26 protein-coding genes and 1 pseudogene are annotated in these 24,164 nt (G+C 66.9%); 8 read left to right on the top strand and 19 right to left on the bottom strand.

Annotated features, from left to right (window positions below; all coding sequences use genetic code 11):
• Nucleotides 1-16: 16 nt before the first annotated feature.
• Nucleotides 17-391: an antibiotic biosynthesis monooxygenase gene (locus tag B9C43_RS50415; protein WP_084434400.1), complete on the bottom strand. Its 375-nt coding sequence runs from the start codon at nucleotides 389-391 to the stop codon at nucleotides 17-19.
• Between the two features lie 68 nt (nucleotides 392-459).
• Here B9C43_RS50415 and B9C43_RS50410 point away from each other — a divergent pair, with 68 nt between their 5' ends.
• The 3 genes from B9C43_RS50410 (at nucleotide 460) to B9C43_RS50400 (ending at nucleotide 1,601) form a co-directional block, all read left to right on the top strand.
• Nucleotides 460-735 carry a DUF6703 family protein gene (locus B9C43_RS50410; RefSeq protein ID WP_235039306.1) on the top strand — a complete coding sequence of 92 codons (276 nt, stop codon included), beginning with the start codon at nucleotides 460-462 and terminating at the stop codon, nucleotides 733-735.
• Between the two features lie 69 nt (nucleotides 736-804).
• Nucleotides 805-1,185: an ArsR/SmtB family transcription factor gene (locus B9C43_RS50405; protein WP_084434398.1), complete on the top strand. Its 381-nt coding sequence runs from the start codon at nucleotides 805-807 to the stop codon at nucleotides 1,183-1,185.
• Nucleotides 1,185-1,601 carry a Fur family transcriptional regulator gene (locus B9C43_RS50400; RefSeq protein ID WP_033382741.1) on the top strand — a complete coding sequence of 139 codons (417 nt, stop codon included), beginning with the start codon at nucleotides 1,185-1,187 and terminating at the stop codon, nucleotides 1,599-1,601. The genes B9C43_RS50405 and B9C43_RS50400 overlap by 1 nt, the downstream gene beginning before the upstream one ends.
• 393 nt (nucleotides 1,602-1,994) lie before the next feature.
• On the opposite strand, the gene B9C43_RS50395 is transcribed toward B9C43_RS50400, so the two are convergent.
• The 15 genes and pseudogenes from B9C43_RS50395 to B9C43_RS50335 form a co-directional block, all read right to left on the bottom strand.
• On the bottom strand, nucleotides 1,995-2,732 hold the full coding sequence (locus B9C43_RS50395; RefSeq protein WP_033382740.1) for a TIGR03943 family putative permease subunit: 738 nt from the start codon (nucleotides 2,730-2,732) through the stop codon (nucleotides 1,995-1,997).
• Nucleotides 2,729-3,760 carry a permease gene (locus tag B9C43_RS50390; protein WP_084434397.1) on the bottom strand — a complete coding sequence of 344 codons (1,032 nt, stop codon included), beginning with the start codon at nucleotides 3,758-3,760 and terminating at the stop codon, nucleotides 2,729-2,731. Before B9C43_RS50390 ends, B9C43_RS50395 begins: the two co-directional genes overlap by 4 nt.
• Nucleotides 3,757-4,176 (bottom strand): hypothetical protein, encoded by a 420-nt coding sequence (locus B9C43_RS50385; protein ID WP_033382737.1) that lies wholly within the window; start codon nucleotides 4,174-4,176, stop codon nucleotides 3,757-3,759. Before B9C43_RS50385 ends, B9C43_RS50390 begins: the two co-directional genes overlap by 4 nt.
• Nucleotides 4,173-4,985 (bottom strand): isoprenyl transferase, encoded by an 813-nt coding sequence (locus B9C43_RS50380; RefSeq protein ID WP_084434396.1) that lies wholly within the window; start codon nucleotides 4,983-4,985, stop codon nucleotides 4,173-4,175. Before B9C43_RS50380 ends, B9C43_RS50385 begins: the two co-directional genes overlap by 4 nt.
• A gap of 319 nt (nucleotides 4,986-5,304) precedes the next feature.
• The gene (locus B9C43_RS59180; protein ID WP_235039305.1) at nucleotides 5,305-5,733 is read right to left on the bottom strand and encodes a hypothetical protein; all 429 of its coding nucleotides are present in this window, start codon (nucleotides 5,731-5,733) and stop codon (nucleotides 5,305-5,307) included.
• A gap of 509 nt (nucleotides 5,734-6,242) precedes the next feature.
• Nucleotides 6,243-8,552 carry an AMP-binding protein gene (locus B9C43_RS59840; protein ID WP_268811636.1) on the bottom strand — a complete coding sequence of 770 codons (2,310 nt, stop codon included), beginning with the start codon at nucleotides 8,550-8,552 and terminating at the stop codon, nucleotides 6,243-6,245.
• Nucleotides 8,553-8,674: 122 nt separating this feature from the next.
• A pseudogene (locus tag B9C43_RS59835) lies at nucleotides 8,675-9,013 on the bottom strand (AMP-binding protein); the annotation flags it as partial.
• Nucleotides 9,014-9,250: 237 nt separating this feature from the next.
• Nucleotides 9,251-9,982, bottom strand: a complete 732-nt coding sequence (gene recO / locus B9C43_RS50370; RefSeq protein WP_084434395.1) for a DNA repair protein RecO — start codon at nucleotides 9,980-9,982, stop codon at nucleotides 9,251-9,253.
• Entirely contained in the window at nucleotides 9,979-10,452 is a 474-nt protein-coding gene (locus tag B9C43_RS50365) for an RDD family protein (protein ID WP_084434394.1), read from the bottom strand. The genes recO and B9C43_RS50365 overlap by 4 nt, the downstream gene beginning before the upstream one ends.
• Entirely contained in the window at nucleotides 10,452-11,351 is a 900-nt protein-coding gene (gene era / locus B9C43_RS50360) for a GTPase Era (protein WP_084434448.1), read from the bottom strand. Before era ends, B9C43_RS50365 begins: the two co-directional genes overlap by 1 nt.
• Nucleotides 11,352-11,371: 20 nt before the next feature.
• Nucleotides 11,372-11,695, bottom strand: coding sequence for a cytidine deaminase (locus B9C43_RS50355; RefSeq protein WP_084434393.1), 324 nt, complete (start codon nucleotides 11,693-11,695; stop codon nucleotides 11,372-11,374).
• Nucleotides 11,688-13,004: a hemolysin family protein gene (locus B9C43_RS50350; RefSeq protein WP_084434392.1), complete on the bottom strand. Its 1,317-nt coding sequence runs from the start codon at nucleotides 13,002-13,004 to the stop codon at nucleotides 11,688-11,690. Before B9C43_RS50350 ends, B9C43_RS50355 begins: the two co-directional genes overlap by 8 nt.
• Nucleotides 13,005-13,018: 14 nt before the next feature.
• Nucleotides 13,019-13,567 (bottom strand): rRNA maturation RNase YbeY, encoded by a 549-nt coding sequence (ybeY, locus tag B9C43_RS50345; RefSeq protein ID WP_084434391.1) that lies wholly within the window; start codon nucleotides 13,565-13,567, stop codon nucleotides 13,019-13,021.
• A gap of 12 nt (nucleotides 13,568-13,579) precedes the next feature.
• Nucleotides 13,580-14,629, bottom strand: coding sequence for a PhoH family protein (locus tag B9C43_RS50340; RefSeq protein ID WP_143447176.1), 1,050 nt, complete (start codon nucleotides 14,627-14,629; stop codon nucleotides 13,580-13,582).
• A gap of 174 nt (nucleotides 14,630-14,803) precedes the next feature.
• On the bottom strand, nucleotides 14,804-15,154 hold the full coding sequence (locus B9C43_RS50335) for a histidine triad nucleotide-binding protein (RefSeq protein WP_084434389.1): 351 nt from the start codon (nucleotides 15,152-15,154) through the stop codon (nucleotides 14,804-14,806).
• A gap of 588 nt (nucleotides 15,155-15,742) precedes the next feature.
• Here B9C43_RS50335 and B9C43_RS50330 point away from each other — a divergent pair.
• Nucleotides 15,743-17,269, top strand: coding sequence for an alpha/beta hydrolase (locus B9C43_RS50330; protein ID WP_084434447.1), 1,527 nt, complete (start codon nucleotides 15,743-15,745; stop codon nucleotides 17,267-17,269).
• Between the two features lie 3 nt (nucleotides 17,270-17,272).
• Here the strand turns inward: B9C43_RS50330 and B9C43_RS50325 are convergent, their stop codons facing one another.
• The 3 genes from B9C43_RS50325 to hrcA all read right to left on the bottom strand — a co-directional run bounded on the left by B9C43_RS50325 (nucleotide 17,273) and on the right by hrcA (nucleotide 20,273).
• Nucleotides 17,273-18,013: a 16S rRNA (uracil(1498)-N(3))-methyltransferase gene (locus B9C43_RS50325; RefSeq protein ID WP_084434388.1), complete on the bottom strand. Its 741-nt coding sequence runs from the start codon at nucleotides 18,011-18,013 to the stop codon at nucleotides 17,273-17,275.
• A gap of 9 nt (nucleotides 18,014-18,022) precedes the next feature.
• Nucleotides 18,023-19,177, bottom strand: a complete 1,155-nt coding sequence (gene dnaJ / locus B9C43_RS50320) for a molecular chaperone DnaJ (RefSeq protein WP_033382732.1) — start codon at nucleotides 19,175-19,177, stop codon at nucleotides 18,023-18,025.
• 73 nt (nucleotides 19,178-19,250) lie between these two features.
• Nucleotides 19,251-20,273, bottom strand: a complete 1,023-nt coding sequence (gene hrcA / locus B9C43_RS50315; RefSeq protein WP_084434387.1) for a heat-inducible transcriptional repressor HrcA — start codon at nucleotides 20,271-20,273, stop codon at nucleotides 19,251-19,253.
• A gap of 222 nt (nucleotides 20,274-20,495) precedes the next feature.
• Between hrcA and B9C43_RS50310 the strand changes: the two genes are divergently transcribed.
• The 4 genes from B9C43_RS50310 to kduD all read left to right on the top strand — a co-directional run bounded on the left by B9C43_RS50310 (nucleotide 20,496) and on the right by kduD (nucleotide 24,127).
• Nucleotides 20,496-21,179, top strand: a complete 684-nt coding sequence (locus B9C43_RS50310; RefSeq protein ID WP_084434386.1) for a hypothetical protein — start codon at nucleotides 20,496-20,498, stop codon at nucleotides 21,177-21,179.
• A 94-nt stretch (nucleotides 21,180-21,273) separates the two neighbouring features.
• A complete protein-coding gene (locus B9C43_RS50305; RefSeq protein ID WP_051895300.1) occupies nucleotides 21,274-22,374 on the top strand; it encodes a helix-turn-helix domain-containing protein in 1,101 nt (366 codons plus the stop codon).
• 161 nt (nucleotides 22,375-22,535) lie between these two features.
• Nucleotides 22,536-23,366 (top strand): 5-dehydro-4-deoxy-D-glucuronate isomerase, encoded by an 831-nt coding sequence (gene kduI, locus B9C43_RS50300; protein ID WP_033382718.1) that lies wholly within the window; start codon nucleotides 22,536-22,538, stop codon nucleotides 23,364-23,366.
• Nucleotides 23,363-24,127 carry a 2-dehydro-3-deoxy-D-gluconate 5-dehydrogenase KduD gene (gene kduD, locus B9C43_RS50295; protein WP_084434385.1) on the top strand — a complete coding sequence of 255 codons (765 nt, stop codon included), beginning with the start codon at nucleotides 23,363-23,365 and terminating at the stop codon, nucleotides 24,125-24,127. Before kduI ends, kduD begins: the two co-directional genes overlap by 4 nt.
• Nucleotides 24,128-24,164 lie beyond the last annotated feature (37 nt).

The following is a 24,164-nucleotide window of genomic DNA, read 5'->3' as shown; positions in this document are numbered from 1 at the left end:
CCAGTCACGCGCCCAGTCACGCGCGCGGTGTCGCTGGACCGCTGGCGTCGCGAGGGCCTGCGGTCGCCGCGTCGGCGGCGACGACGCTGGTGCGCTGGTCGGCCTGGCCGTCGGTGGCTGTTGCGAGGATTTCGTAGGCGGACGCGTTGCCTCGGGACAGGAATGGGATGACGTGCTCGCGAACGTCGAAGGGGGACATGGCGCGGCGGTAGGCGACCACGGAGGTGAATTCCACGGTCATCGCCCACTGGTCGGGTTCGTCCGCGGATCGGCCGATCACCGCGCGGACGCAGCCTGGCTGGGCGGTCAGCAGTTCTACCGCCCTGGTGGCTTGGGCCGAGAATTCCGCTGAGTCCGAGTCAGGGACCGTGAAACCGCAGACCAACAGCACGCGCTTGCGCCTCCTTGCACGACACTACGATGCGACGACACGGTATCGCCGAGCCGAGGAGACACACCGTGCGAGGCAGAAGGAACATGCGGGCGCCGCTCATCGCCGGTGATGGGCCGCTGGCGCGGGTGCGGCCGCTTGCGGTGTTCGTCGTGGTCATCGGGTTGTTCACTGCTGGGGTGCTGGTCAGCGGGCCGATCGGTGCGGGTTTGCTTGGCCTGCTCGCCGCCGGTATCTGCGTGCTGCTCGCGACCACGTGGTCGGCGCTCAGGCCTAGTGAGCGGATGCTGAGGGTGCTTGTTTTGGGCGTTCTCGTCGTGGTCGCGATCGCCCAGTTGCGCTGAATACGACTACCGAATTCATTAGCGATTAGACTTGGGTCGCCAGAGCGTGCCTAGCGAGTGAGGTGGCTGATGCTCGAAGAGTCGGCGACAGATGTGAGCGTTGATCCGGCCACCAGCGAACATTCGCCGGGGCGGCGGGCGACAGAGCCCGCTCCCGCGCGGTCTCCTGCGACGTTGACCGCCGCTGGTGACCTGTTGCGGGCGCTTGCCGCGCCGGTGCGGATCTCGATCGTGCTGCAGCTGCGAGAGTCGGACCGGTGTGTGCACGAATTGGTCGACGCCCTCGGCGTGGCGCAGCCGTTGATCAGCCAGCACTTGCGCGTGCTGAAGTCCGCCGGCGTCGTGTACGGCGAGCGGCACGGCCGTGAGGTGGTGTACCGGCTGGTTGATGAGCATCTCTCGCATATCGTGGTGGACGCGGTCACCCATGTGGAGGAGGCTCACGCTTGATGACGATCAACCGCACGCCGCCCACCGCGGCCCGGCGCTCGACGAAGCAGCGCGCTGCGGTCGCGGAGTTGCTCAACGACCTCGATGACTTCCGGTCAGCCCAGGACCTGCACGAAGAGCTGCGCAAGCGCGGCGAGGGCATCGGTCTGACCACGGTCTACCGGACGTTGCAGTCGTTGGCGGACGCGGGCGAGGTTGACGTTCTGCGCACGGACACCGGCGAGGCCATCTACCGCCGGTGTTCCAGCCACCACCACCATCACCTGGTGTGCAGGGTGTGCGGGCGGACCGTCGAGGTCGAAGGCCCAGCCGTGGAGAAATGGGCCGACCGGGTGGCCGAGGAGAACGGGTTCTCCGAGGTCAGCCACACCGTCGAGATCTTCGGCACCTGCGCGAACTGCACCACGCCCAACTGAGGGCGCCGATACGGAGTTTCTTTCAGCCCGGCGACTCATCGCCGGGCTGATCCACGGTTGGCTGATTTATCTTTATCGGTCGAGCATCACAGCCAGGCCGATCGATGGACCGCTGATCCATCGGCCGAGCTGATCCACAGCCAGGCCGATCAACGAACCGCTGACTCATCAGCCCAGCTGATCCACAGCCAGGCCGATCGACGGCTTGTTAATTCGCGGCTGAGGTGATTCATCGGCCAAGCTGGTCTGCTGGCCAGACCGACCCATGGCCAAGCCAACCCACAAGCCAAGCTGACTCACCGGCAGCGGCTAGCGGCCTGTTCCCGCACCGCTGGTGCCATCAAGAGCGAGGCCCGGCCGTCGGGCCGGGCCTGGCTGAGCGTCACCTGCGGGTTAGTACTCGTATGGGTCTGGTGGCTCCGGGATCGACTGGATGTCCGTCAGGGTCACCGTCGGCACGTGCCGGGATTCCTTCGTGGACGAACCGGGCTGGTAGCGCACAACTGCCTTCACCCACGTGTCGCTGACGAAGCCCTTCGCGTCCGGGCTGTCGAGTTTCACCTTCACCGGGTACGCGTCGGCCGCGCAGCAGCCGATGGCCAGGCGGGCCAGGTAGGTGGAGTTCTCGTTGTGCACGATGAACCCGGTCAGCCGAACGTTGCGGTCGTTCAGCGAACCGGATTTGTCCCATGCCGCGCGTTCGACGAAGTCCATCACGCGTTGGTCGATCGGGTCGCCCGCGGGAAGCGCTGGGAAGCTGAAGTCCTGGCTGGACGACGGCGGTGGCGGGGTCCGGCCCGCAGCGCGGTTCACCGCGTCCTCGCCGAGGGCCGGCGGCGCCAGGAACACCGCGAGGACGGGCAGGATCAGCAGCCAGGTGCTGTGTGACTGCAAGCCACCGTGGCTGTGGCCGTGATCGTGCACTTCGGCCACGACCTGCTCCGGTCGTCGGGCCGCGATGATGTCGCGGGCGATCGACACGAAGGCGAGGATCACCATGACCGCACCCGCCGCGATCAGCCAGGCTTGCTGTCCCGGCTTGACGTAGCGCAGGTAGGTGCCGTTCAAGGCGATCTTGAGCAGCGCGCCGCCGAGCAGCACGAGCAGGATGTTCTGCGTTTCACGCTTCACCGCACACCCCCGAACACCACAAGTCCAGCCACGACTCCGCAGACGACCGCCACCAGGAATGTCATCGGGGCGAACCGGAACGCGAACTTCTTGCCGAATGTGCCCGCCTGCAGGGCGATCAGTTTCACGTCCACCGCCGGGCCGACGACCAGGAACACCAGCCGCGGCAACAGCGGCAGCATCGACAGCGACGCGGCGACGAACGCGTCGGCTTCGCTGCAGATCGCCAGGATCACCGCGAGCAGCGCCATCACGATGACGCCGAGGACGATCTGGCCACTGAGGCTCTCCAGCCAGGACGCGGGCACCGCCACGCTCAGGACCGCGGCGGTCAGGCCACCGATCACCAGGAACCCGCCGGAGTCCACCAGGTCGTGCCGGGCCGTCTCGACGAACCGCAGCCACTTCGACTTGCCGTCGTCGTCAGGCAGGCGGCGCAACGCACGCTCAGCTATCCACTCGAGCTTGCCGAAACGCGCCCACAACCAGCCCATGCCGATCGCCGTCGCCAACGACCCGAGGAACCGGGCGAGCACCATCTCCGGGCTGCCGGGGAACGCCACCGCGGTGGCCACGAGAACGATCGGGTTGACCGCGGGCGCGGCGAGCAGGAACGCCAGCGCGACGGACGGAGCCACGCCCTGCTGGATCAGTCGCCGTGACACGGGCACGGACGCGCATTCGCAGCCAGGCAGCGCGACTCCGGCAACGCCAGCAACCGGCACGGCCAATGCTTGCTTGCGCGGCAGCACCTTCCGCAGCACGCTCGGCGGGACGAAGGCCGCGATCGCGCCACTGATGAGCACGCCGAGCACCAGGAATGGGATCGCCTGCGCGCACACCGCTACGAACTTCGTCGCACCGGTGCGGATCTCCTCGGAGCTGAGCAGGCTGGCCAGCGAGTCCTGGAACACCACGGCGACTACGAGCAGGACGCAGAGGATCTCCAGCGACCCGATCGGCAGCCGCCGCCGCGGCTTGTGATTGTGATGCGGTTGCGTGCCTTCATCCGCCGCGACTGTTGTCACCGTTGCGATCCCGCCACTAGGTCGGCCCTGAACTGGGACGCGCCGGACACCACCAGCATGAACAACGTGCCCAACGCGTTGACGTCAAGACCCTCCGCCGGGAACGTGTAGCGCAGGGTCACGTCGATGCCATGATCAGTGTGCACGACCGCGGGAGTGCCGAACAGGGCCTCTCCGCCGCGATCCGCCACCGAGGCGCTGACCTCAGGCGAGTCCGGCAAGTCCCAGGCCACCACGCACTGCACGCTCAGCACATTGAGCCCTTCGGCCAGTTGCATCGCCTGCACAGCGCATGGCACGTCGCCGTGGCGGAAGGTCAACGTGCCGTCGTCGTCGACGAAAATGTCGTGGTAGAGCTCCAGTGCTTCTTTGGCGTTGCTCAGCAGAGCGGCCGTCCGTGCGGCCTCGCTGGTCATGTCGTCCCCTTGGCCGCAGCCGCGTCGATGGCGCCGCCAAAGCGGCGGTCGCGGTTGGCGAAGGCCTCGCAGGCGCGCCAGAGGTCACGGCGGTCGAAGTCGGGCCAGAGGATGTCCTGGAACACCATCTCGGCGTACGCGGCCTGCCAGAGCATGAAGTTCGACGTGCGCTGCTCCCCCGACGGCCGGATGAACAGGTCCACGTCCGGCATCTCGGGCTGGTACAGGTACTTCGCGATGGTCCGCTCGTCGATGCGGTCGGGGTTGATCTTGCCCTCCGCGACGAGTTTCGCGATCTGCTTGGTGGCGTCGGCGATCTCGGCGCGACCGCCGTAGTTGACGCACATCGTCAGGTTGAGGACATCGTTGTCCTTGGTGCGCTCGTCGGCGATCTTGAGCTCGTTGACCACGCTGCGCCACAACTTGGGCAGCCTGCCCGCCCAGCGGACGTGCACGCCGAGTGCGTCGAGTTCGTCGACCCGGCGGTGGATGACGTCACGGTTGAAGTTCATCAGGAAGCGGACCTCGTCGGGGCTGCGCTTCCAGTTCTCGGTGGAGAAGGCGTAGACCGACAGCCACTTCACGCCGATCTCGATACAGCCTTTGACCACGTCGAGCACGACTTCCTCGCCACGCTTGTGGCCTTCGGTACGCGGCAGGCCACGCTGGTTGGCCCAGCGCCCATTGCCGTCCATGACGATGGCGACGTGCGCGGGGACCTGGTCGAGCACGGGCGGCTTGGCGCCGGACGGGTGCGGGTCCGGCGGACGGAACTCGGGCCGCTCGCGGTCACGGCGTCGGCGAAGCAACGAAACTGCTCCTTAAGGATGCGAACACTGGCACCCACAAGGTACTCACCCGACGTCAACCGCCCGACGGACCGGTCGCCGAGGCCGAACAGGGCGTTATGGCGGGTTCTCGCCGCCGATGGCCGCCGCGCCGCGCCGGATGGTGATTGGGGTGTGGATCGATGGGGAGTTGTCGATCTTCAGCGCGGGAAAGTGTCAGACCCCATCGATAGGCTGGTGAACGGGGGCCGGAGGCCGCCCTGGCGGCTGCGGCCACTGGTCGGGGCATCGAGCGCAGCAAGCTGCTGCGCGGCCAACTCCTGCACATCCCCAAGTGCTCCTACCGCGACTGATCCCAGGTCCGGACCGGGTTGCCCAGCCAACGGCTGCGACCAGGCAGGTCTTCACCGCGCATCACCAACGACACCGGTCCCACCGTGGTCGCGATACCTACCGTCGAGCCTGGTAGCGCGATGCTGTTCGGGCCGAGTGTCGCGCCGTCGGCGATCCGGACGTGGTCCAGGCGCATCAGGCGGTCGTGGAACAGGTGCGTCTGCAGCACACAGCCCCGGTTCACCGACGCACCGGCGTCCACGTGTACGAGGTCGCTCTCGGGCAGCCAGTGCGTCTCGATCCACACGCCTCGGCCGATCCGGGCGCCTAGGCTGCGCAGCCAGGTGTTCAGCCACGGCGTGCCCGGTGAGCTGCGGACGAACCATTGCACCGCCAGGAGCTCCACGAAGCAGTCGAACAGCTCGTTGCGCCACACGAATGAGCTCCACAGTGGGTGCTGGCCGGGGCCGGAATCTGCCGACGAGCAGCCATTTCGCCACGGTGGTCAGCGCGCACGCGAGTATGCCGACGAAGGCGAGCACTACGCCGCTGACCGCCAGGGTCGTGCCTAGGCCGAGGTCGAAGTCGATCTCATCCAGGACGGCCAGTGCCGTCGCGCCCAGCAGCGCGCTGAGCACGACGGGCACCACCCGGCATGCCTCGACCGCTGCTCTGGCGAGAACAAGTCGTCGTGGTGGTTCGAAGGTGCGAGCTGTGTCGCCTGTCTCGGCGACGCGGGGCAGTTCGATCGCGGGCCGTCCTAGCCAGGAGGATCCGGGCTGGGCGGTGTCGGGTGCGGTGGACAACACACCTACCAAGGCTCGGTCCGGGACTGTGCGTCCTGGGCCGAGAATGCCGGAGTTACCGAGGAAGGCGCGCTCCCCGACCTGCACGTGTCCCAGTCGCAGCCAGCCGCCGTGGGACTCGAACGGTGCCAGTAGGCCGTCATCGGCAAGGAAACCGCCGTCGCTCACCCGGGTCAACCGGGGCAATGTGACCACTGTGGAAGCTTCGACGTTGCGGCCGATGCGCGCGCAACCAGCTCGGCGTGGCGAGGCTGGCATACAGCGGGAACAGGTTCACGCGCGAGCTGCGCACGAGCCTGTCGGTTAGCCATACGCACCACGCCACCCGTCCCCGGGCCGGGTACATACCGTCAGCAATGCCCAACCCGGCCAGTCGCACCAAAGCCACGACGACTGAGGCGTACATGACGACGGCGCCCACGGTCGCGACAGGAACGACAAGCAGCAAGTGTCCCAACGCCGCATTCAGTGTTTCGTCGTCGCGGACCAAGTAGTACGCCAGCAGCATCCACGGGATCGACAGCAACACAGGCAATGCCGCGAGACCCATCAACGACACCGTGTACACGAGGTTCCAGCGACGGCCAGCGTCACGTCGTGGTGCTGGCCAGTCTTCGCCTGCCGCGCCGACATCATGCAGAGGCGTCCCGGCGTAGCGACGTCCAGCGGGCACCGTCGTGGTGACGCAAGAACCTGGCAGGATCTCCGCTCCATCACCGATGCGTACTCCCGGCAACACCGTGCTGCGCGCGCCGACACGTGCGTCCGTTCCAATGTGGATAGTGCCAACTCGCAGCACATCACCGTCGAGCCACCAGCCCGCGAGATCGACCTCCGGTTCGACGGTGCACCGGTCGCCGAAGACAGCCAGTCCGGTCACCGGAGGCATCGAGTGCAGAATGACGTCCTCGCCGACAGTGCAGCCAAGGACGCGGGCATACCTTGACGCCCAGTGCGTTCCAGTGAATCCGGACATCCCGAACGTGACCGCGATGCGTTCGAGCGTCCACAACCGCAGGTGCACGCCTCCACCCCGCGGATGTTCACCGGGAGTGATACCGCGCCGCAACAGGCGGGTGGCGGCCAGCACGATGCCCAACCGGCCAATCGGGCTCACCAACGCGACCCAGATGCCGAGCACGATCCACCATGACGTCTCCGGCGCGAACGGATCGGGATCGACCAGGTCGAGCAGGTCGTTGAGGATCATGAGGGCGAGCACCCATTTCACGCCCGTCACGGTGAACAACACGAACTGCACCGCGGCCTGGACCAGTCCGGCGCGCCGCGGAGTGGGCAGAACCGTGCGCCGCGAGGGCTTCTCCGCCCGCAGGCCGTCCAGCCACTCGGCGAGGTCCGGCAGACTGGGGCGCTGATACACATCGGGCACCGACACCGTCGGGAAACGCTTGCGCAGCAACGAAACCAGCCGAGCAGCGGCCAGGCTTCCGCCGCCGAGGCCGAAGAAGTCGTCGCCTCGCCCTGGCTGGACACCCAGTACTTCGGCCCACTGGCCGCCGAGCCATTCCTCGGTCGGCGTCCGGAATTCCTCAGCGTCCGCCGCACGAGTGGTCAGCGGCCACGGCAGTGCGCCACGGTCCACCTTGCCGGAGGTCTTCATCGGCAACGCGGGCAACTCGACCAGGCGCGGCACCAGGCCCGCGGGCAACCGCCGGGTCAAGATCTCGCGGGCGTACGCCTCATCGAAGGTGCCGTTCGCCACGACGTAGCCAACGAGGACGGGTGCGCCGGCGGCGGTCTTGTGCACGGCACACGCCGCGGCCGTGACACCGGGCAATGCCGACAGCACCGCGTCGATCTCGCCCAGTTCCACCCGTCTGCCTGAGATCTTCACCTGGTCGTCCACGCGCCCGACGAACAACAACCCGGCCGCCTCCGCGCGAACGAGGTCGCCAGTCCGGTAGGCACGGCTCCAACCCAACGCCTCCAGCGGCGCATACCTTTCGGCGTCACGGACCGGGTCGAGATACCGGCCGAGACCGACACCGCCGATGACGAGCTCGCCCACGTCGCCGTGCCGCACGAGGTTGCCGGAGGTGTCGACGACCGCGAGTTGCCATCCGTCAAGGGGAAGCCCGATCCGGACGGCCTCGTTGTCGTACAACCGGGACGCACAAGCCACCACGGTGGTCTCGGTCGGACCGTAGGTGTTCCAGACTTCCCGGCCGTCTGCGGCGAGCCGCGTGACCAGTTCCGCTGGGCACGCCTCGCCGCCGAGGATCAACAGCCGCACACCTTCCAGCGCCGCAGGCGGCCACAACGCGGCAAGTGTCGGCACCGTCGAGACGACGGTGACCTTGTGTTCGGCGAGCCAGTTGCCGAAGTCCGCTCCCGAACGCACGTGGTCACGTGGAGCGGCAACGAGGCATGCTCCGTACCGCCATGCGAGCCACATCTCCTCACATGACGCGTCGAACGCGACCGACAACGCGGCCAGAACGCGGTCGCCTGGGCCGAGGGGATCGTCCTGGCAGAACAGCCGCGCGCCTCCGCATCGACGAAGGCGGCGGCCGCCCGGTGGGTCACTGCGACACCTTTCGGTGTTCCGGTCGACCCGGACGTGAAAATCACCCAGGCGTCGTCGCAGGGCCGAGGAGCTTTCCGCAGCCCGGGGTCCGGATTGTGCGATGTGATCACCAGGCCGGGACCGACCACTGCGGATACACCGGCCTGCGCCCATACTACATCGGCCCGATCGGGCGGATCGTCGTAATCGACCGGAACGTAGGCAGCGCCGACGGACAATACCGCCAGAATCCCGAGATAAAGCCCCGCCGTGCCGGACGGAATGCGTATACCGACTCGGTCCCCGGCGGTCACACCCGCCGCCACCAATCGGTCCGCCAGAGCGTTGACGTGCTCGGAAAGCTCTCGATAAGCCAGGCACATCTCGTCATCCGCCAAGGCGGGGGCGTCCGGGAAAGCCAGCGTCGTCGCGTCCAGAATGTCGACGAGCGTCCGCGGTGACGGGCCCGATTCGGACGCGAAAACAGCAAATCCAGACCCGCTCATTACCACTCCTTTAATAGTCTCCGCGACTATTCAAAGCCCACTGATAAGACGAGCAAGTGCGAGCGAAGTTGCGCGTGACGAGAACTACAATGGAACAGAGTTTGCGCGTCGGTATTATTTGCGCTCGACCAGCGGCAGGGAGCGCAGCTGGCGTTCCAGGTGCCATTGCAGATGGGCAGCGACCAGGCCACTGGCCTCACGACGGGCCGACGGGGTCGACTGGTCCGCGGTATCCCATACGCCGTGCATGAGGGCGTCCATCAGCACGAAGGTGTCCTTCGACGGGCTGGCGGAGCCGGGTGGGCGGCAGACGGGACACACCGCTCCGCCCGCGGGCACGCTGAAGGACTGGTGCGGCCCGGGGGTGCCGCATTTCGCGCATTCGAACACCGCAGGCGCCCAGCCCGCGAACGCCATCGCGCGCATCAGGAAGGCGTCAAGCAGCAGCGACGGGTCGCGCTCACCCGCCGACAAGGCCCGTAAGCACCCCGCCACGAGCATGTAGAGCCGCATCACCGGCTCGCCTTCTTCGGCCGAGAGACGTTCCGCCGTCTCCAGGACCGCGCAGCCCGCCGTGTAGCGCTGGTAGTCGTCCACCAGGCGGGGTGCGAAGGCGTCGATGGTCTCGACCTGGGTGATCACGTCGAGGGTTCGCCCGGTGTAGCACTGCACGTCGACGTGGCAGAACGGTTCGAGGCGCGCGCCGAACCGCGAGCTTGTCCGGCGGATGCCTTTGGCCACCGCGCGCAGCTTCCCGTGCCGCCGGGTGATCAGGGTGATGATCCGGTCGGCTTCACCGAGCTTCTGCACGCGCAGCACAACGCCGGTGTCGCGGTACAGAGTCACTCGTCGATTATCGCACCCGCTGGGTCATTACCAGCTATGACAGCGGCAATGACAATGGTCCCGGCCAAGCGGTCGTGGCCGCCTCGGTGCGTGCGTTCGTCGAACAGCGCGGTCAGCGCAGGCATCACGCTGGCAGGCAGGCCGAGAACCGCGCGGATGAACGCACGGAGGAACCCCGGTGGGGAACCGCTGTCCATCCGGACGATCTTGATCCGCGCCAGCCGCTTTCCCGGTGTCGTCCCGGTCCGGACGGTGCACAGCAAGTCGTAGACGATCAGCTCGAGCAGGACGACCGCGACCACCGTCCAGAACTTCCCCGGCAGCACCCAGTCGAGCACGACGTACGAGGGCAGGACCACGATCGCGAAGTCCACCAGCCGGGCGAGGATCCGCCCGCCGAGCGTCGCTAACGGAACCTCGCTGTCACCGACCACCGCGGTGTGCACGTCCGTCCGATGCTGCCCGAGCATCAGAAACCCAGCTTGCGCAACTGTTTCGGGTCCCGCTGCCAGTCCTTGGCGACCTTCACGTGCAGGTCCAGGTACACCTTCGCGCCGAGCAGCGCTTCGATCTGGGTGCGCGCGGCCGTGCCGACCTTCTTGAGCCGCTCGCCCTTGTGCCCGAGGATGATGCCCTTCTGGCTCGGGCGTTCCACGTACAGCTCCGCGTACACGTCGATCAGGTCGTCGCGCCCTTCACGGAAAGCCATTTCCTCAACGACCACGGCGATGGAGTGCGGCAGCTCATCGCGCACGCCCTCGAGCGCAGCCTCGCGCACGAGTTCGGCGACCAGGGTCACCTCTGGCTCGTCGGTCAGTTCGCCTTCGGGATACAGCGGCGAGCCTTCCGGCAGCTGGGCCACCAGCAGGTCGCTGAGCTGACCGACCTGGAACCCGTCCACCGCGGACACGGGGATGATCTCGGCGAACTCCATCAACGACTGTGCCGCTACGAGCTGTTCGGCGATCTGTGCCTGCGTCGCGAGGTCGGTCTTGGTGATCACGCCGATCACCGGCGTCCGCTTGGACACCTTCGCCAGCTGCTGCGCGATGAACCGGTCACCCGGCCCGATCTTCTGGTCCGCTGGCAGGCAGAAGCCGATGACGTCCACTTCGGACCACGTCGACATGACGATGTCGTTGAGCCGCTGGCCGAGCAGGGTGCGGGGCCGGTGCAGGCCGGGCGTGTCCACAATGACCAGCTGGGCGTCCGGCCGGTGCACGATGCCCCGGATGGCGTGCCTGGTGGTCTGCGGTTTGCTCGACGTGATCGCGACCTTGGTACCGACCAGCGCGTTGGTCAGTGTGGACTTGCCCGCGTTGGGGCGTCCCACGAAGCACGCGAAACCTGACCGATGGCTGTCGGGAATGTTCACCGGCCCATTCTCGCTTACGGCAGCTCACCCTTGGCATTGGCTCGCAGAACGGGCGCTGTGGGCGCCAGATCGTGCACGGCGGCGAGCGACTCGGCGTCCACCGAGTCCGCGTCCGTCACGACGGCGGCCGCCTCGAGACCGTCGGCGCCACTGGCCACAGCGGCAGCGACAGCGGCCTGCAACGCGGTCAGTTTCAGCGACGGCAACGAGACCGTGCACGCGGAGTACGTCCGGCCCATGGTGTCGCGCACTGCCGCGCCTTCGGCGGCGCCTGTCCGAGCCCGCGCCGACCGCGCCAGCGTGATGATCTTGCTGTCCTCCGGGTCGAGCTCAGCCACGCTCGCCGCTCCCTTCTGTCACCGGTACGTCGTCAAGCGACTTGGCCGCACGGCAGACCACCACGGTCGTGATGCGCATCCGGCCTCGATTGTCCTTGCCGCCCTCGGCCCGCATCCGCAGCCCCGCGACTTCGGCTTCCGCGCCGGGCAGCGGGACGCGTCCGAGGCTTTGTGCCAGCAGACCGCCGACGGTCTCCACGTCGAGGTCGTCGAACTCCGCGCCGAACAACTCGCCGAGGTCCTCGACGGGCAGCCGCGAGCTGACGCGCACCGCGCCGTCCTCGAGGTGCTCGATCGGCGGGCGGTCATCGGTGTCCGATTCGTCGGTGATCTCGCCGACGATCTCCTCGATGATGTCCTCAATGGTCAGCAGGCCCGCGGTGCCGCCGTACTCGTCGACCGCGATCGCCATGTGGTTGCGCGACAGCTGCATCTCCTTGAGCAGGTCGTCGAGGCGCTTGGTGTCCGGCACGAACTCGGCAGGCCGCATCAGGTCACGCACCTGACGGCTCGACTCGCCGCCGTCGACGACTGCCTGAACCAGGTCCTTGAGGTTCACCACGCCGACGATGTCGTCGACGCTCTCGCCGATCACCGGCAGCCGGGTGAACCCGGTGCGCAGCGACAGCGCAAGCGCTTGCCGCACGGATTTGGCCTGCTCGATCCAGATGATCTCGGTGCGCGGCACCATCACCTCACGCGCGATGGTCGCCCGCAGCTCGAAGACCGAGTGGATCATCTCCCGCTCGTCCTCGTCCACCACGCCGCGTTCCTGCGCCAGGTCGACCAGTTCCCGGAGCTCCACTTCGGACGAGAACGGGCCCTCACGAAAACCACGGCCCGGCGTGATCGCGTTACCGATGACGATGAGCAGACGGCTCAGCGGTCCGAGCACCAAACCGAGCGCGCGGACAGGCGCGGCGGCTACGAGGCTGACCGCATATGGATGCTGACGGCCGAGCGTGCGCGGACCGACACCGACCAACACATACGACACGACGACCATACCGACACCGGCGATCAGTACCGCCAAGCCGTCCGGCTGGATCAGGTTCAGGCACGCCACGGTGAACAGCACTGTGGCCACGAGCTCACACGTCAACCGCAGCAGCAACAACAAGTTCACGTGCCGCGGCCGCTCGGCCACGACGTACAGCAGCTGTTTGGCTCCGGCCCGGCCCGCCCTGACCAGGCCGTCGACACGTGCCCTGGACACCGCGCTCAACGCCGCGTCAGCGGCGGCGAACAGTCCCGCGAACAGCACCAGCAACACCGCTACTACGAGCAATGTGGCGGAGTTCGACGTCACCGCGGGACCTCGATTCAGTTATGGGGACGTTTGGGCTCGTCCAGCCCCACCGCGCCGAGCACCTTGTCGTCGGCGCTGCGCTGGACGGCCAGCCGTCTGGCCTCAGCCCTGGCCACCCGGAAGTCCGCGAGGATCCGGTTCTGCAGCGAGAACATCTCGCGTTCCTCGGCGGGCTCGGCGTGGTCGTAGCCGAGCAGGTGCAGGCAGCCGTGCACGGTCAGCAGGTGCAACTCGTCCAGCAGGCTGTGACCGGCTTTACGGGCCTGGTCCTTGGCGAACGCCGGGCACAGCACGATGTCGCCGAGCAGCGCCGGGCCTGCCTCGGAGGCGTCCGGGCGGCGCACGGAGTCCAGCTCGTCCTGCGGGAAGGCCATCACGTCGGTCGGACCGGGCAGGTCCATCCAGCGCTCGTGCAGGTCGGCCATGACGTCAAGCTCGACGAGCATGATCGACAGCTCGGCGAGCCTGCTCACGCCCATCCGGTCGAGGGCGAACCGGGCGGCGGCGACGATCGACGCGTCGTCGACCGCCACGCCGGATTCATTGGCTATCTCGATACTCACGTGTTCAAAACCTCATCGGCCACGACGGTGGTCACTGCCGGTGCGTGGCTTGCGGATCTCGGCTTCGTCCTCGGTCGCCTGCCACCGCTCGTACGCGTCCACGATGTCCGCGACCAGCTTGTGCCGCACCACGTCCGCGCTGGTCAGCATGGAGAAGTGGACGTCTTCGACGCCGTCGAGGATCTCCCGGACCACCTTGAGGCCGGAGCGCTGCCCGCCGGGCAGGTCGACCTGGGTGACGTCACCGGTGACCACGATCTTGGACGAGAACCCGAGCCTGGTCAGGAACATCTTCATCTGTTCCGGCGTGGTGTTCTGCGCCTCGTCCAGGATGATGAACGCGTCGTTGAGCGTGCGGCCACGCATGTACGCCAGCGGCGCGACCTCGATCGTGCCCGCCTGGGTCAGCCGAGGGATCGACTCCGGGTCGACCATGTCGTGCAGCGCGTCGTACAGCGGCCGCAGGTACGGGTCGATCTTCTCGTAGAGGGTGCCGGGCAGATAGCCCAGCCGCTCCCCCGCCTCGACCGCTGGCCGGGTCAGGATGATCCGGTTGACCTGCTTGGCCTGCAACGCCTGCACAGCCTTGGCCATCGCCAGGTACGTCTTGCCGGTACCGGCCGGGCCGATGCCGAACACGACGGTGTGCTTGTCGATCGCGTCGACGTAGTGCTTCTGGTTCAGCGTCTTCGGCCGGATGGTGCGGCCACGCCGGGACAGGATGTCCAGGCTGAGCACCTCGGCAGGGGACTCGGCCGTGCCGGCCGAGAGCATCGCGATCGAGCGCCGCACGGCGTCCACGCTCAGCGGCTGGCCGCTGCCCGCGAGGGTGGCCAGTTCGGCGAAGACCCGCTCGGCGAACGCCACGTCGGCAGGCGTGCCCGACAAGGTGACCTCGTTGCCGCGGACGTGCACGTCCGCGGCGACAAGCTCCTCGACGATGCGAAGGTTCTCGTCACGGGAGCCGAGCAGCGACAACAACGCCGACTCGGGCACGGAGAACCTGGATTGCGCCGCATGACCGGGCTGGTCTGACGAGAGGGTGGACTGCGACGGGTCCACCGAGCCGTTCTTCCCGTTGAGGGGAGTCTCGGATGATCGGGCGGCTCCACCCGGTGCGGTACCGGCCACGAGGCCTCTGGCCTGCTTTCTGCGCTGACGCGCCCTGCTAGTCGTTGGTTGCTGACAAGGACGATGCTAGCCGGACGCGCCGGCAAAGTCGCAGCGAATACCTGCTCACGGGGCGCCGAAGTGACCCAGCTGTTCACCGCCGAGCAGGTGCATGTGAACGTGGAAAACGGTCTGCCCGGCGTCGCGTCCGGTGTTGAACACCAGCCGGTAGCCCGGCTGTGCCAATCCCTCATGCTCAGCGATCTGACCTGCGGCGAGGGTGATGTCGGTGAGCAACTCGGGCTGCCGGGTGGCCAGATCGACCGCGTCGGTGAAGTGCGCCCGCGGCACGATCAGGATGTGCGTCTTGGCCTGGGGGTGCAGATCGCGGAAGGCGAACGTGGTCTCGGTCTCGTGAACGACGGTCGAGGGCAATTCGCCGGCGACGATGCGGCAGAACAAGCACTCAGAGTTCATGCGCGAAGACTAATAGGGGATGACCCCCTGAAATCACACCCCACACCCGTCCACTCCACTGGACACCCCCAATTCTGGGCGCCCAAAAACCCGCACCCCACCCGAACCGCAAAGCACCCCCAAGGCACAACGCCACCCCAAGCGCAAAGCACCCCAAGGGCAATGCTGGTCCAAGCGCAAAGCACCCAAGCTGGAAGGCAAGAAGCAGGCACCGTGGGGGTTTGGGGGGCTCGGCCCCCCAAAATAATGCAGCGGAGCGAGAAGCGAGCGCGAAGCGCGAGCAGGCTTATGGACGCTCCGCTGCGGCTGGGCATACGCCCGCCGCAGCGGAGCTCCGCCGGACCGAGGGGGGAGGTGTCCGGCGGCTTCAGCGGCACTCTTTCGAGCACCAAGTCACAAGGCATCGGCCTTCGAGGCAGAGCGTAGACCGTCCATCACCACGTGCGCCACCAGGTCGAGAAAATTGATCTTTCCCGATGGACGGCAACCTCCCTCAGTGTACGCGCGTCCAGAGGCGTGGAGCGTTCGCTCCGCATTTCCTACCTAACGGAAGGATGCCTCACTGTGCACAAGACTGCTGGGGGTGTCGTGGCACGTTTCGCCCTTGTGGCGAGTGCTGCCGCGACTGTCTGTTCCACGGTCGCGTTACCCGTTGCCGCAGCCAGCGAAGCTGCGGCACCGGCGTTGACCTGGTCGGACTGCAATGACGGATTCCAGTGTTCGACGGTTTCGGTGCCGTTGGACTACGACAATCCTTTCGGTACCCGGATCGATCTGGCGGTCATCAAACTGCCGGCCGCCGACTCCGCGAAGCGGATCGGCACACTGTTCGTCAACTTCGGCGGTCCCGGCGCGAGTGGCCTGCAACGGCTTCGCGAACGGGCCAAATGGCCATGGTTGTTCTCCGACGAGTTGAGGTCGCGGTTCGACCTCGTCTCGTGGGATCCCCGTGGTATCGCCAACAGCGCGGCTGTCCGGTGCTTCGACACGCTTGCCGAGCAGCAGGAGTTCTTCTCCTCGTTCCCGCAGATGCCGGTCGATCCGGCTGGGGAGGCGCCGTTCTACGAGAAGTCCAAGGAATTGGCTTATCTGTGTGAGCAGAAGGCCGGCCCGATCCTCAAGCACGCCTCGACCGCGAACACCGCACGTGACTTGGACATGCTCCGGCGGGCGGCCGGCGAGGAGAAGATCAACTACCACGGCATCTCGTACGGCACGCACCTCGGTGCGATCTACGCCAACCTGTTCCCCAACCGGATCAGGGCGATGGTGTTCGACGGGTCGATGGACTTCGTCGGCAACGCGGTTGGCCGTGGCGATTCCGGGTTCAAGGTTCCGTTGGACACCAGGCAGGACGTGTCCCGCGGCGTGGCCGAGACGCACGAGCAGTTCCTCAAGCTCTGCGCGGAGTCCGGCCCGAAGTGCGCTTTCTCTGGGGGTGATCTGAAGGCGAAGTACGCGGCCATCGCGGAACGCGCCATGCGGGGGCCGATCACCATCGAAGGCGACGAAGGCCCGGAGACTTGGACGTGGTCCGGGATCTCCAACATGGCGTGGGATTACGCGTCGGTCAGCGCGTGGCCCGATCTGGCCAAGCTGTACCAGCGCTTGTACGACGCCCGCGACACGACCGTTTCCCGTACGGCAGCAGTGCGGAAGGGCGAGCCGTACACGTCCAACCGCAGTGAGGCGTTCAACGCGATCCAGTGCTCGGACAGCAATTTCCCCACCGACACAGCGATTTACAGCAAGTACGCGGTGTCGGAGGACCAGCGGATCCCGTACTTCGGCCGGTTGAGCGTGTTCGACATGATGAGCTGCGCGTTCTGGCAGGCCAAGGACACCGACCGGTACACCGGTCCGTGGAACCGCCGCACTTCGGCGGAAATCCTGGTGCTGAACAACCGGTACGACCCGTCGACGCCGTTGCACGGCGCGATCGACGGCGCCAACGAACTGGCCAGGGCAAGGGTTTTCGTGACCGAGGGCTACGGCCACTCGACCATGCTGGCCCCGAGCACGTGCACCGAGCAGGTCAAGCGGGATTACCTGATCTCCGGGAAGTTCCCTGAGGCAGGCAAGGTCTGCAAGCTCGACGCCAACCCGTTCGGCTGAGTTTCAGGACCAGCGCGCGGTGAGCGCGCCGATGGCGCCCAGCGCCACGGCAGCTGCCGTTGAGGCGCGCAGGACGCTCGGCCCGAGCCGGACGGTCTGCGCGCCCGCGTTTTCCAGCGCCGCGATCTCTTCTTCGCTGACGCCGCCTTCGGGTCCGACGACGATCACGATGTCTCCCTGCTGTGGCAAGGAGATCTCGGTGAGCCCGTGCTTGGCCGAGCCTTCGAGGACCAGTCCGGTGGTGCCGTCGACGAGCTTCACCAAGCCCTTGGTGCCGACCGGGTCGTGCACATCGGGGACCCATGGGCGACGGGCTTGCTTCGCGGCCTCGCGCACTGTGTTCCGCCAGCGCGCCAGGGCTTTCTCGCCGCGCGGCCCGTCTTCCCACTTGGCCACGCATCGCGACGCGCGCCACGGCACAATCGCGTCGGCGCCCGCTTCAGTCGCCAATTCCACCGCGAGCTCACCACGATCGCCTTTGACCAACGCCTGTGCGATCACCACGCGCGGTTGCGGCGCGGGCACATCGGTTCGTCCGATCACCCGCAGCCGCAACGAATCCTTGCCCGCCGGGCCGTCGACGACACACGCCGCCAGCCCGCCGACGCCGTCGGACACCGTCAGGCTTTCGCCTGGGCGCAAGCGTTTCACTGTTGCCGCGTGACGGCCTTCCGGTCCGTCAAGGACGAAGTCGTCCCCTTTCGGGAGCGCGTCAACGAGAAACAGCGGTGGTGTGCTGCTCACCGGAAATCCTTACCGAGAACGGTGTGACCGCATCCGGGAGAAGAACCCGCCGCCCTTGCCATTCGTGGTGGCCAAGCCGCCTTCGTCCTCACCGCGCAGGGTTGCCAGTTCCCGCAACAACTCCTGCTGCCGGGAGTCCAGGCGTGTCGGCACCTCGACGTCCACGTGCACATGCAGATCGCCGCGGCCGTCAACCCGGCCGGACTGACGCAGCTTCGGCATGCCACGGCCGCTCATCACCAGTTCCGTGCCGTGCTGCGTGCCGGGCTCGAGCTCCAACTCCTCGACGCCGTCGAGCGTCTCCAACGGGAGCACCGCGCCGAGCGCAGCCGTCGTCATCGGTACGCGCAGCGTGCAGTGCAGGTCCGCGCCGGAGCGCTCGAACGTCGGGTGCGGCTGCTCCTCGACCTCGACGTACAGGTCGCCAGCGGGACCACCGCCAGGACCGACCTCACCCTGACCGGACAACCGCACGCGCATGCCTTCCGCGACACCCGGCGGAACCTTGGCCACGATCGTCCGGCGCGAACGGACACGGCCGTCGCCAGCGCACTGGCGGCACGGGTCCGGGATGACCTCACCGAGGCCACGGCACACCGGGCACGGCCGTGCGGTGACGACCTGACCGAGGAACGACCGCTGCACGGCCTGTATCTCGCCGCGACCACCACAGGTCTCACATACCTCAGGCGACGTGCCCTCAGCACAACCCGAGCCACGGCACAGCTCGCACAAGATGGCCGTGTCCACCGTCAGCTCGCGACTGACGCCGGTCAGGCACTCCTCGAGAGTCAGCCGCATCCGGATCAGCGCGTCCGCTCCGGGCTGCACGCGGCTACGTGGCCCACGCGTCCCGCCACCGGCGGCCGCGCCGAAGAAGGCGTCCATGATGTCGCCGAGACCGAAGCCGGCGAACGGGTCACGCATGCCGCCCGCGCCACCGCCGTTCTCCAGCGGATCGCCGCCCATGTCGACGATCTTGCGCTTCTGCGGGTCGGACAGCACCTCGTAGGCGGCCGTCACCTCTTTGAACTTCTGCTGCGCCGCCTCGTCCGGGTTGACGTCCGGGTGCAGTTCACGCGCGAGCTTGCGGTACGCGCGCTTGATCTCGTCGGCACTGGCATTGCGCTGCACGCCCAGGATGCCGTAATAGTCCCTGGCCACCTTCGTCATGTCCTCCTGCCGCAGTGCGGTCCGCGGTTTGCCACCGCACCCGGCTCCGCCCCGTTGTTGTTGGTCATCGAGCTGTCAGAATCTCCCCGACGTAGTTGGCAACCGCGCGCACCGCCGCGATAGTTCCCGGGTAGTCCATCCGCGTCGGGCCGACGACTCCCATTCCGCCAAGTAGTTCGGTACCGCCGTAACCGATCGAGACGACGGACGTGCTGCGCATCTCCTCGGCCTCGTTCTCGCCGCCGATGTGCACTGTCAGTGTGCCCGCGTCCCGTGCCGATGCGAGCAGCTTGAGGATGACAACTTGTTCCTCGAGCGCTTCCAGCACCTGGCGCAGCGAACCCGGGAAGTCCGCGACGTTGCGGGTCAGGTTGGCGGTGCCGCCGAGGACCAGCCGCTCCTCCGGGTGTTCGACCAGTGACTCGACCAGCACCGAGCCGACCCGGATCATCACGTCACGCAGGTCGTTCGGTGCGTTCTCGACCACTTCGGCGACCTTGACCGCGGCGTCGGTCAGCCGGTGCCCGGCGAGGCCGGAGTTGATCATCGCCCGCATCCTGGCCAGCGAGTCCTCGGTGAGCACGTCACCCAGGTCGACCATCCGCTGGTCGACCCGGCCGGTGTCGGTGATCATCACCAGCATCAACCTGGCCGGGGTGATCAGCACCAGTTCGATGTGCCGGACCGTCGAGCGGGTCAGTGTCGGGTACTGCACGACCGCGACCTGCCTGGTCAGCTGGGCCAGCAGCCGGACACTGCGGCGCAGCACGTCGTCGAGGTCGACCGCACCCTCAAGGAAGGTGCCGATCGCCCGCCGCTCGGCGCTGGAGAGCGGCTTGACCTCGGACAACCGGTCGACGAACAGGCGGTAGCCCTTGTCGGTGGGGATACGGCCCGCGCTGGTGTGCGGCTGCATGATGTAGCCGTCTTCTTCCAGCGAGGCCATGTCGTTGCGGACCGTCGCACTGGAAACGCCCAGGTTATGACGGTCGACGATGGCTTTCGACGCCACCGGCTCGTGGTTGGAGACATAGTCGGCGACGATCGCGCGCAGCACTTCGAAACGACGTTCGTCGGCGTTCACCACGGCCCTCCCCGCTCGACTGTTGCTCTCGTCCACCTCAAGTTTACGGAGCGGCCGGGCCGGATTGCGCCACCACTTGGTGTCGAGTGCATGGCTGCCTGGTCAAGACGGGTACCGGCGGGCCCGACACGCCTGCGACCCGCCTCCCGGACGGTGACCGGATCGCGTGCGAAAATCAAGTGAAGCGGCCCGGCGGGCTGACGGAGATCAAGCGGGGAGGGTGCTGTGACGGGCAACGATCCGGCGCACGTCGAGCGGCTGGCCGCCTTGCTCCGGCCGGTGGACCTGCTCGACTTCGTCCTGGCCATTCGAAGGTGGCTCCAGGAGGCACACGAAGAAGCCGCCGAGTTGCAGCCGTTGCGCAAGAACTACCGGGGTACCTGGAGCAACAACGTCAGTTTCGGCACCGACCGACACCAGTACCTGCTCCAGCAGGCGCACACACTGCACGGTGACATCCCCGAACTGGACGTCGACTCCTCGTTCCAATCCGTCTTGCTGAAAGTCGGCCGAGTCGGCGTCTACCAGTTCAATGCCCCGAAGGGACCGCGCCAGTCGATTGGCGAGGTGAGCGATCTGCGCCGCGAGCTACTCACCTCTGCCGAGGACATGTCCCTTTTCGGCAGACCCTATGCCTGGCTCAGCGGGCGAGAGCCGCTGTTACTGCCGTGGTCCGGCACAGAGACCGATGGACTCACCGAAAGCTGGGCGGGGCAGGGAAGGCTCCAGGACGACAACCACATCTCGTGGGAATGGCTGGTTGATCTGGAGGAGCTCGCCGAGGGCAGTGGCAGCCGACCCGCCCCAGTGGCACTTGTCAGCCCACTCGGGCTCACCCTGTTCGACGAGTCACCGCCGGCCATCCCGATGCGGCCACGAACAGAGCAGCGGCGCGGATCCGCTGGGTGACCGACCGCCCGGCTGCCACCACTCTCCGTACTGGACCACCATGTCAGGCGTCCAGTGATGATCACCTGGCCACCATCCCGATGGGAGTTCGACCGTGTACCCGGATGCCTCCGCAGCCGCGCAGGCATTCGCTCCTGCCCGGCTGACAATGGCACGGGAGCTCGCCGGGTGGCTCAAAAGGGACCTCGCCGAAGCAATCGATCGCACGGCGGCCGCGGTATCGCAGTACGAACTCGGCCAGTCCCGCCCGAGTGCCGAGACATTGTCCCGGTGCGCGGGCGCCTTGGGTGTGCCCGTTTCGTTCTTCACGGCTGGGCGTCCGCAGTTGCATCTCGACACCGCGCAGGCGCATTTCCGTTCGTTGCGCGCGACCACCGCGACGCAGCGCCAACAGGCTCTCGCTCATGTCGAGTTGCTATGGGAAGTCGTCGAACAGCTGGACCGCGTGATCGAACTGCCCGCATTGGACGTCGGCATTCCGGTGGGCATTCCGCATGGGGATCCAGCGGCCACCGCGCGCATGGTCCGCAAAGCGTGGAACATCTCTTCAGGACCGACCGCGCATCTGGTGCGAAATCTCGAAGCACGCGGCGTTGTCACCACGCGCATTCCCGGCCTGGACAGCGACACCATCGACGCGTTCTCGTCCGCCTTGCACGGTAGGCCGATCATCGCGTTGACGTACAAGGGAAATCCGATGCGTCAGCGGTTCTCGGTCGCGCATGAACTCGGGCATTTGCTGCTGCATCCCGAACCTGTGCCGGGCAGTCCGCAGAACGAGCGCGAAGCAAATGTGTTCGCTGCCGAGTTCCTCATGCCTGCCAACGAGATCCGGGACCAATTGCCGACGCCGGTCGACATCGCGGCGCTGAAGGAACTGGCGGACAACTACGGCGTCTCGACCGCGGCATTGGTCTACCGCGGAAAGGATCTCGGCGTCTACAGCGATTCCACACTTCGGCGGGTCATCGCGACGCTGACCAGGCTGGGCTGGCGGACGCACGAACCGGTCAATTCCGGGTATCCCGGCGAGCAGCCCGAGTTGCTCAGGCTTGCCATCGAGCTCGCCGGTGCAAACGATCTCACGCTGCCCGCGCTCGCCGCACGGCTCCACATTGGACTACCTCGACTCCGTGCCCTGATCGGACTTTCCGACGCGCGGCCGAAGCTCCGGCTGATCCACGGCGCCGGCTGACCACCAGTCAATCCCCGCCTGAACGCGCTTACTCAACGCTGTTTTGACGACCACCCAAATGGAGCAGTGGTCTAAACCTTCCCCGCATTTGGAAAGTTTGTTAACGTTCAGCCCCGATCATCGGTTCAATGTTCCATTGATCGGTACATTGGAGGATCCCTGTGGACGTCAGGTACTCGACCAATCCGGCGGAGGCCCGCGGTTTCGACACCGCGCAGCTGCGCCGGCATTACCTGGTCGAGGACGTCTTCGTGCCAGGCGAGCTCCGCCTGACCTACAGCCACGAGGACCGGGTCGTGCTCGGTGGCGCCGTTCCCGGCGCCGAGCCGTTGCGCCTGGAATCGGACGACACCCTGCGCACGGACCACTTCTGCGAGCGTCGCGAGCTGGCGGCCTTCTGCGTCGACGGACGTGGAGCGGTGGTTTGCGACGGTACCGCGTATCCGGTCGAACGGGGAGACCTTGCATATATCGGGCGCGGCACCCGCGAAGTGAGCTTCTCCAGTGCCGATCCCGCTGCACCCGCACGCTTCTACCTCGCGTCCGCGCCCGCGCACCAAGACCTGCCGACCACATTGGTCCACGCGAAGGACGTCCCGCCGGTGGAACTCGGCGCGGCGGAAACCTCGAATGAGCGGACGATCCGCCGCTACATCGACGGCACGTTGGTGGAGAGCTGTCAGCTGATGATGGGGTGGACCCAGCTCGCGCCCGGCAGCGTGTGGAACACGATGCCCGCGCACACGCACCTGCGGCGCACCGAGTGCTACTTCTACTTCGACCTCGACGAGGACGCCCGCCTGGTGCACCTGCTCGGTGAACCGGACCAGACGCGGCACCTGATCGTGCGCAACGAGCAGGCAGTCATCTCGCCGAGCTGGTCGATCCACGCGGGCGCGGCGACCGGCAGCTACTCGTTCATCTGGTTCATGGCCGGTGAGAACTACCGGTTCGACGACATGGACCACGTCGCCATGGCGGACCTGCGATGAGTTACCTGGACAAGCTTTTCTCCCTCGAGGGCCGGACCGCGCTGGTGACCGGGGCCCGCACCGGCATCGGCCGGGCGATCGCGGTCGCTTTGGCCGGTGCCGGCGCGGATGTGGTCCTGCTGGGCCACGGCGGCGACTTCGTTTCGGTCGTCGAGGAGATCGAGGCGTACGGCCGGACCGCCGCGGTGGCCACTGTGGACTTGGCGCAGCCGCAGGAGGTTGCCGCGAAGGCTCGGGAAATCCTTGCCGAGCACCAAATCGACATCCTGGTCAACAACGCGGGGATCATCCGGCGCTCGGACGCCGTCGAGCATTCCTATGCAGACTGGCGTGCGGTGCTGTCGGTGAACCTCGACTCGGTGTTCGAACTGACCAAGACGGTGGCCGCGCCGATGCTGCAACGCCAGTCGGGCAAGGTCATCACCATCGCTTCCCTGCTCAGCTTCCAAGGCGGGATCAGGGTGGCCGCGTACACCGCGAGCAAACACGCGGTTGCGGGGCTGACGAAGACGCTGGCCAACGAATGGGCAGCGAGCAATGTACAAGTCAACGCGATAGCCCCTGGCTACTTCGCGACGGACAACACCGCGGCGCTGCGGGCGGATCAGCGGCGCAACGCGGAAATCGTGGGTCGCATCCCGATGGGCCGGTGGGGATCTCCGGACGATCTTGGCGGTGCCGCGGTGTTTCTGGCCGGTTCGGCCTCGGACTACGTAACTGGACACGTATTGGCGGTGGATGGTGGCTGGCTCGCTCGCTGAGAACCTGTATCGAGATGTCGTCCCGATCGCGAACGGG

The sequence above is a fragment of the Kibdelosporangium aridum genome (assembly GCF_900176515.1).
Lineage (GTDB): Bacteria > Actinomycetota > Actinomycetes > Mycobacteriales > Pseudonocardiaceae > Kibdelosporangium > Kibdelosporangium aridum.
The sequence above is the reverse complement of the archived record's forward strand: the minus strand, read 5'-3'. Positions and strand labels throughout refer to the sequence as shown.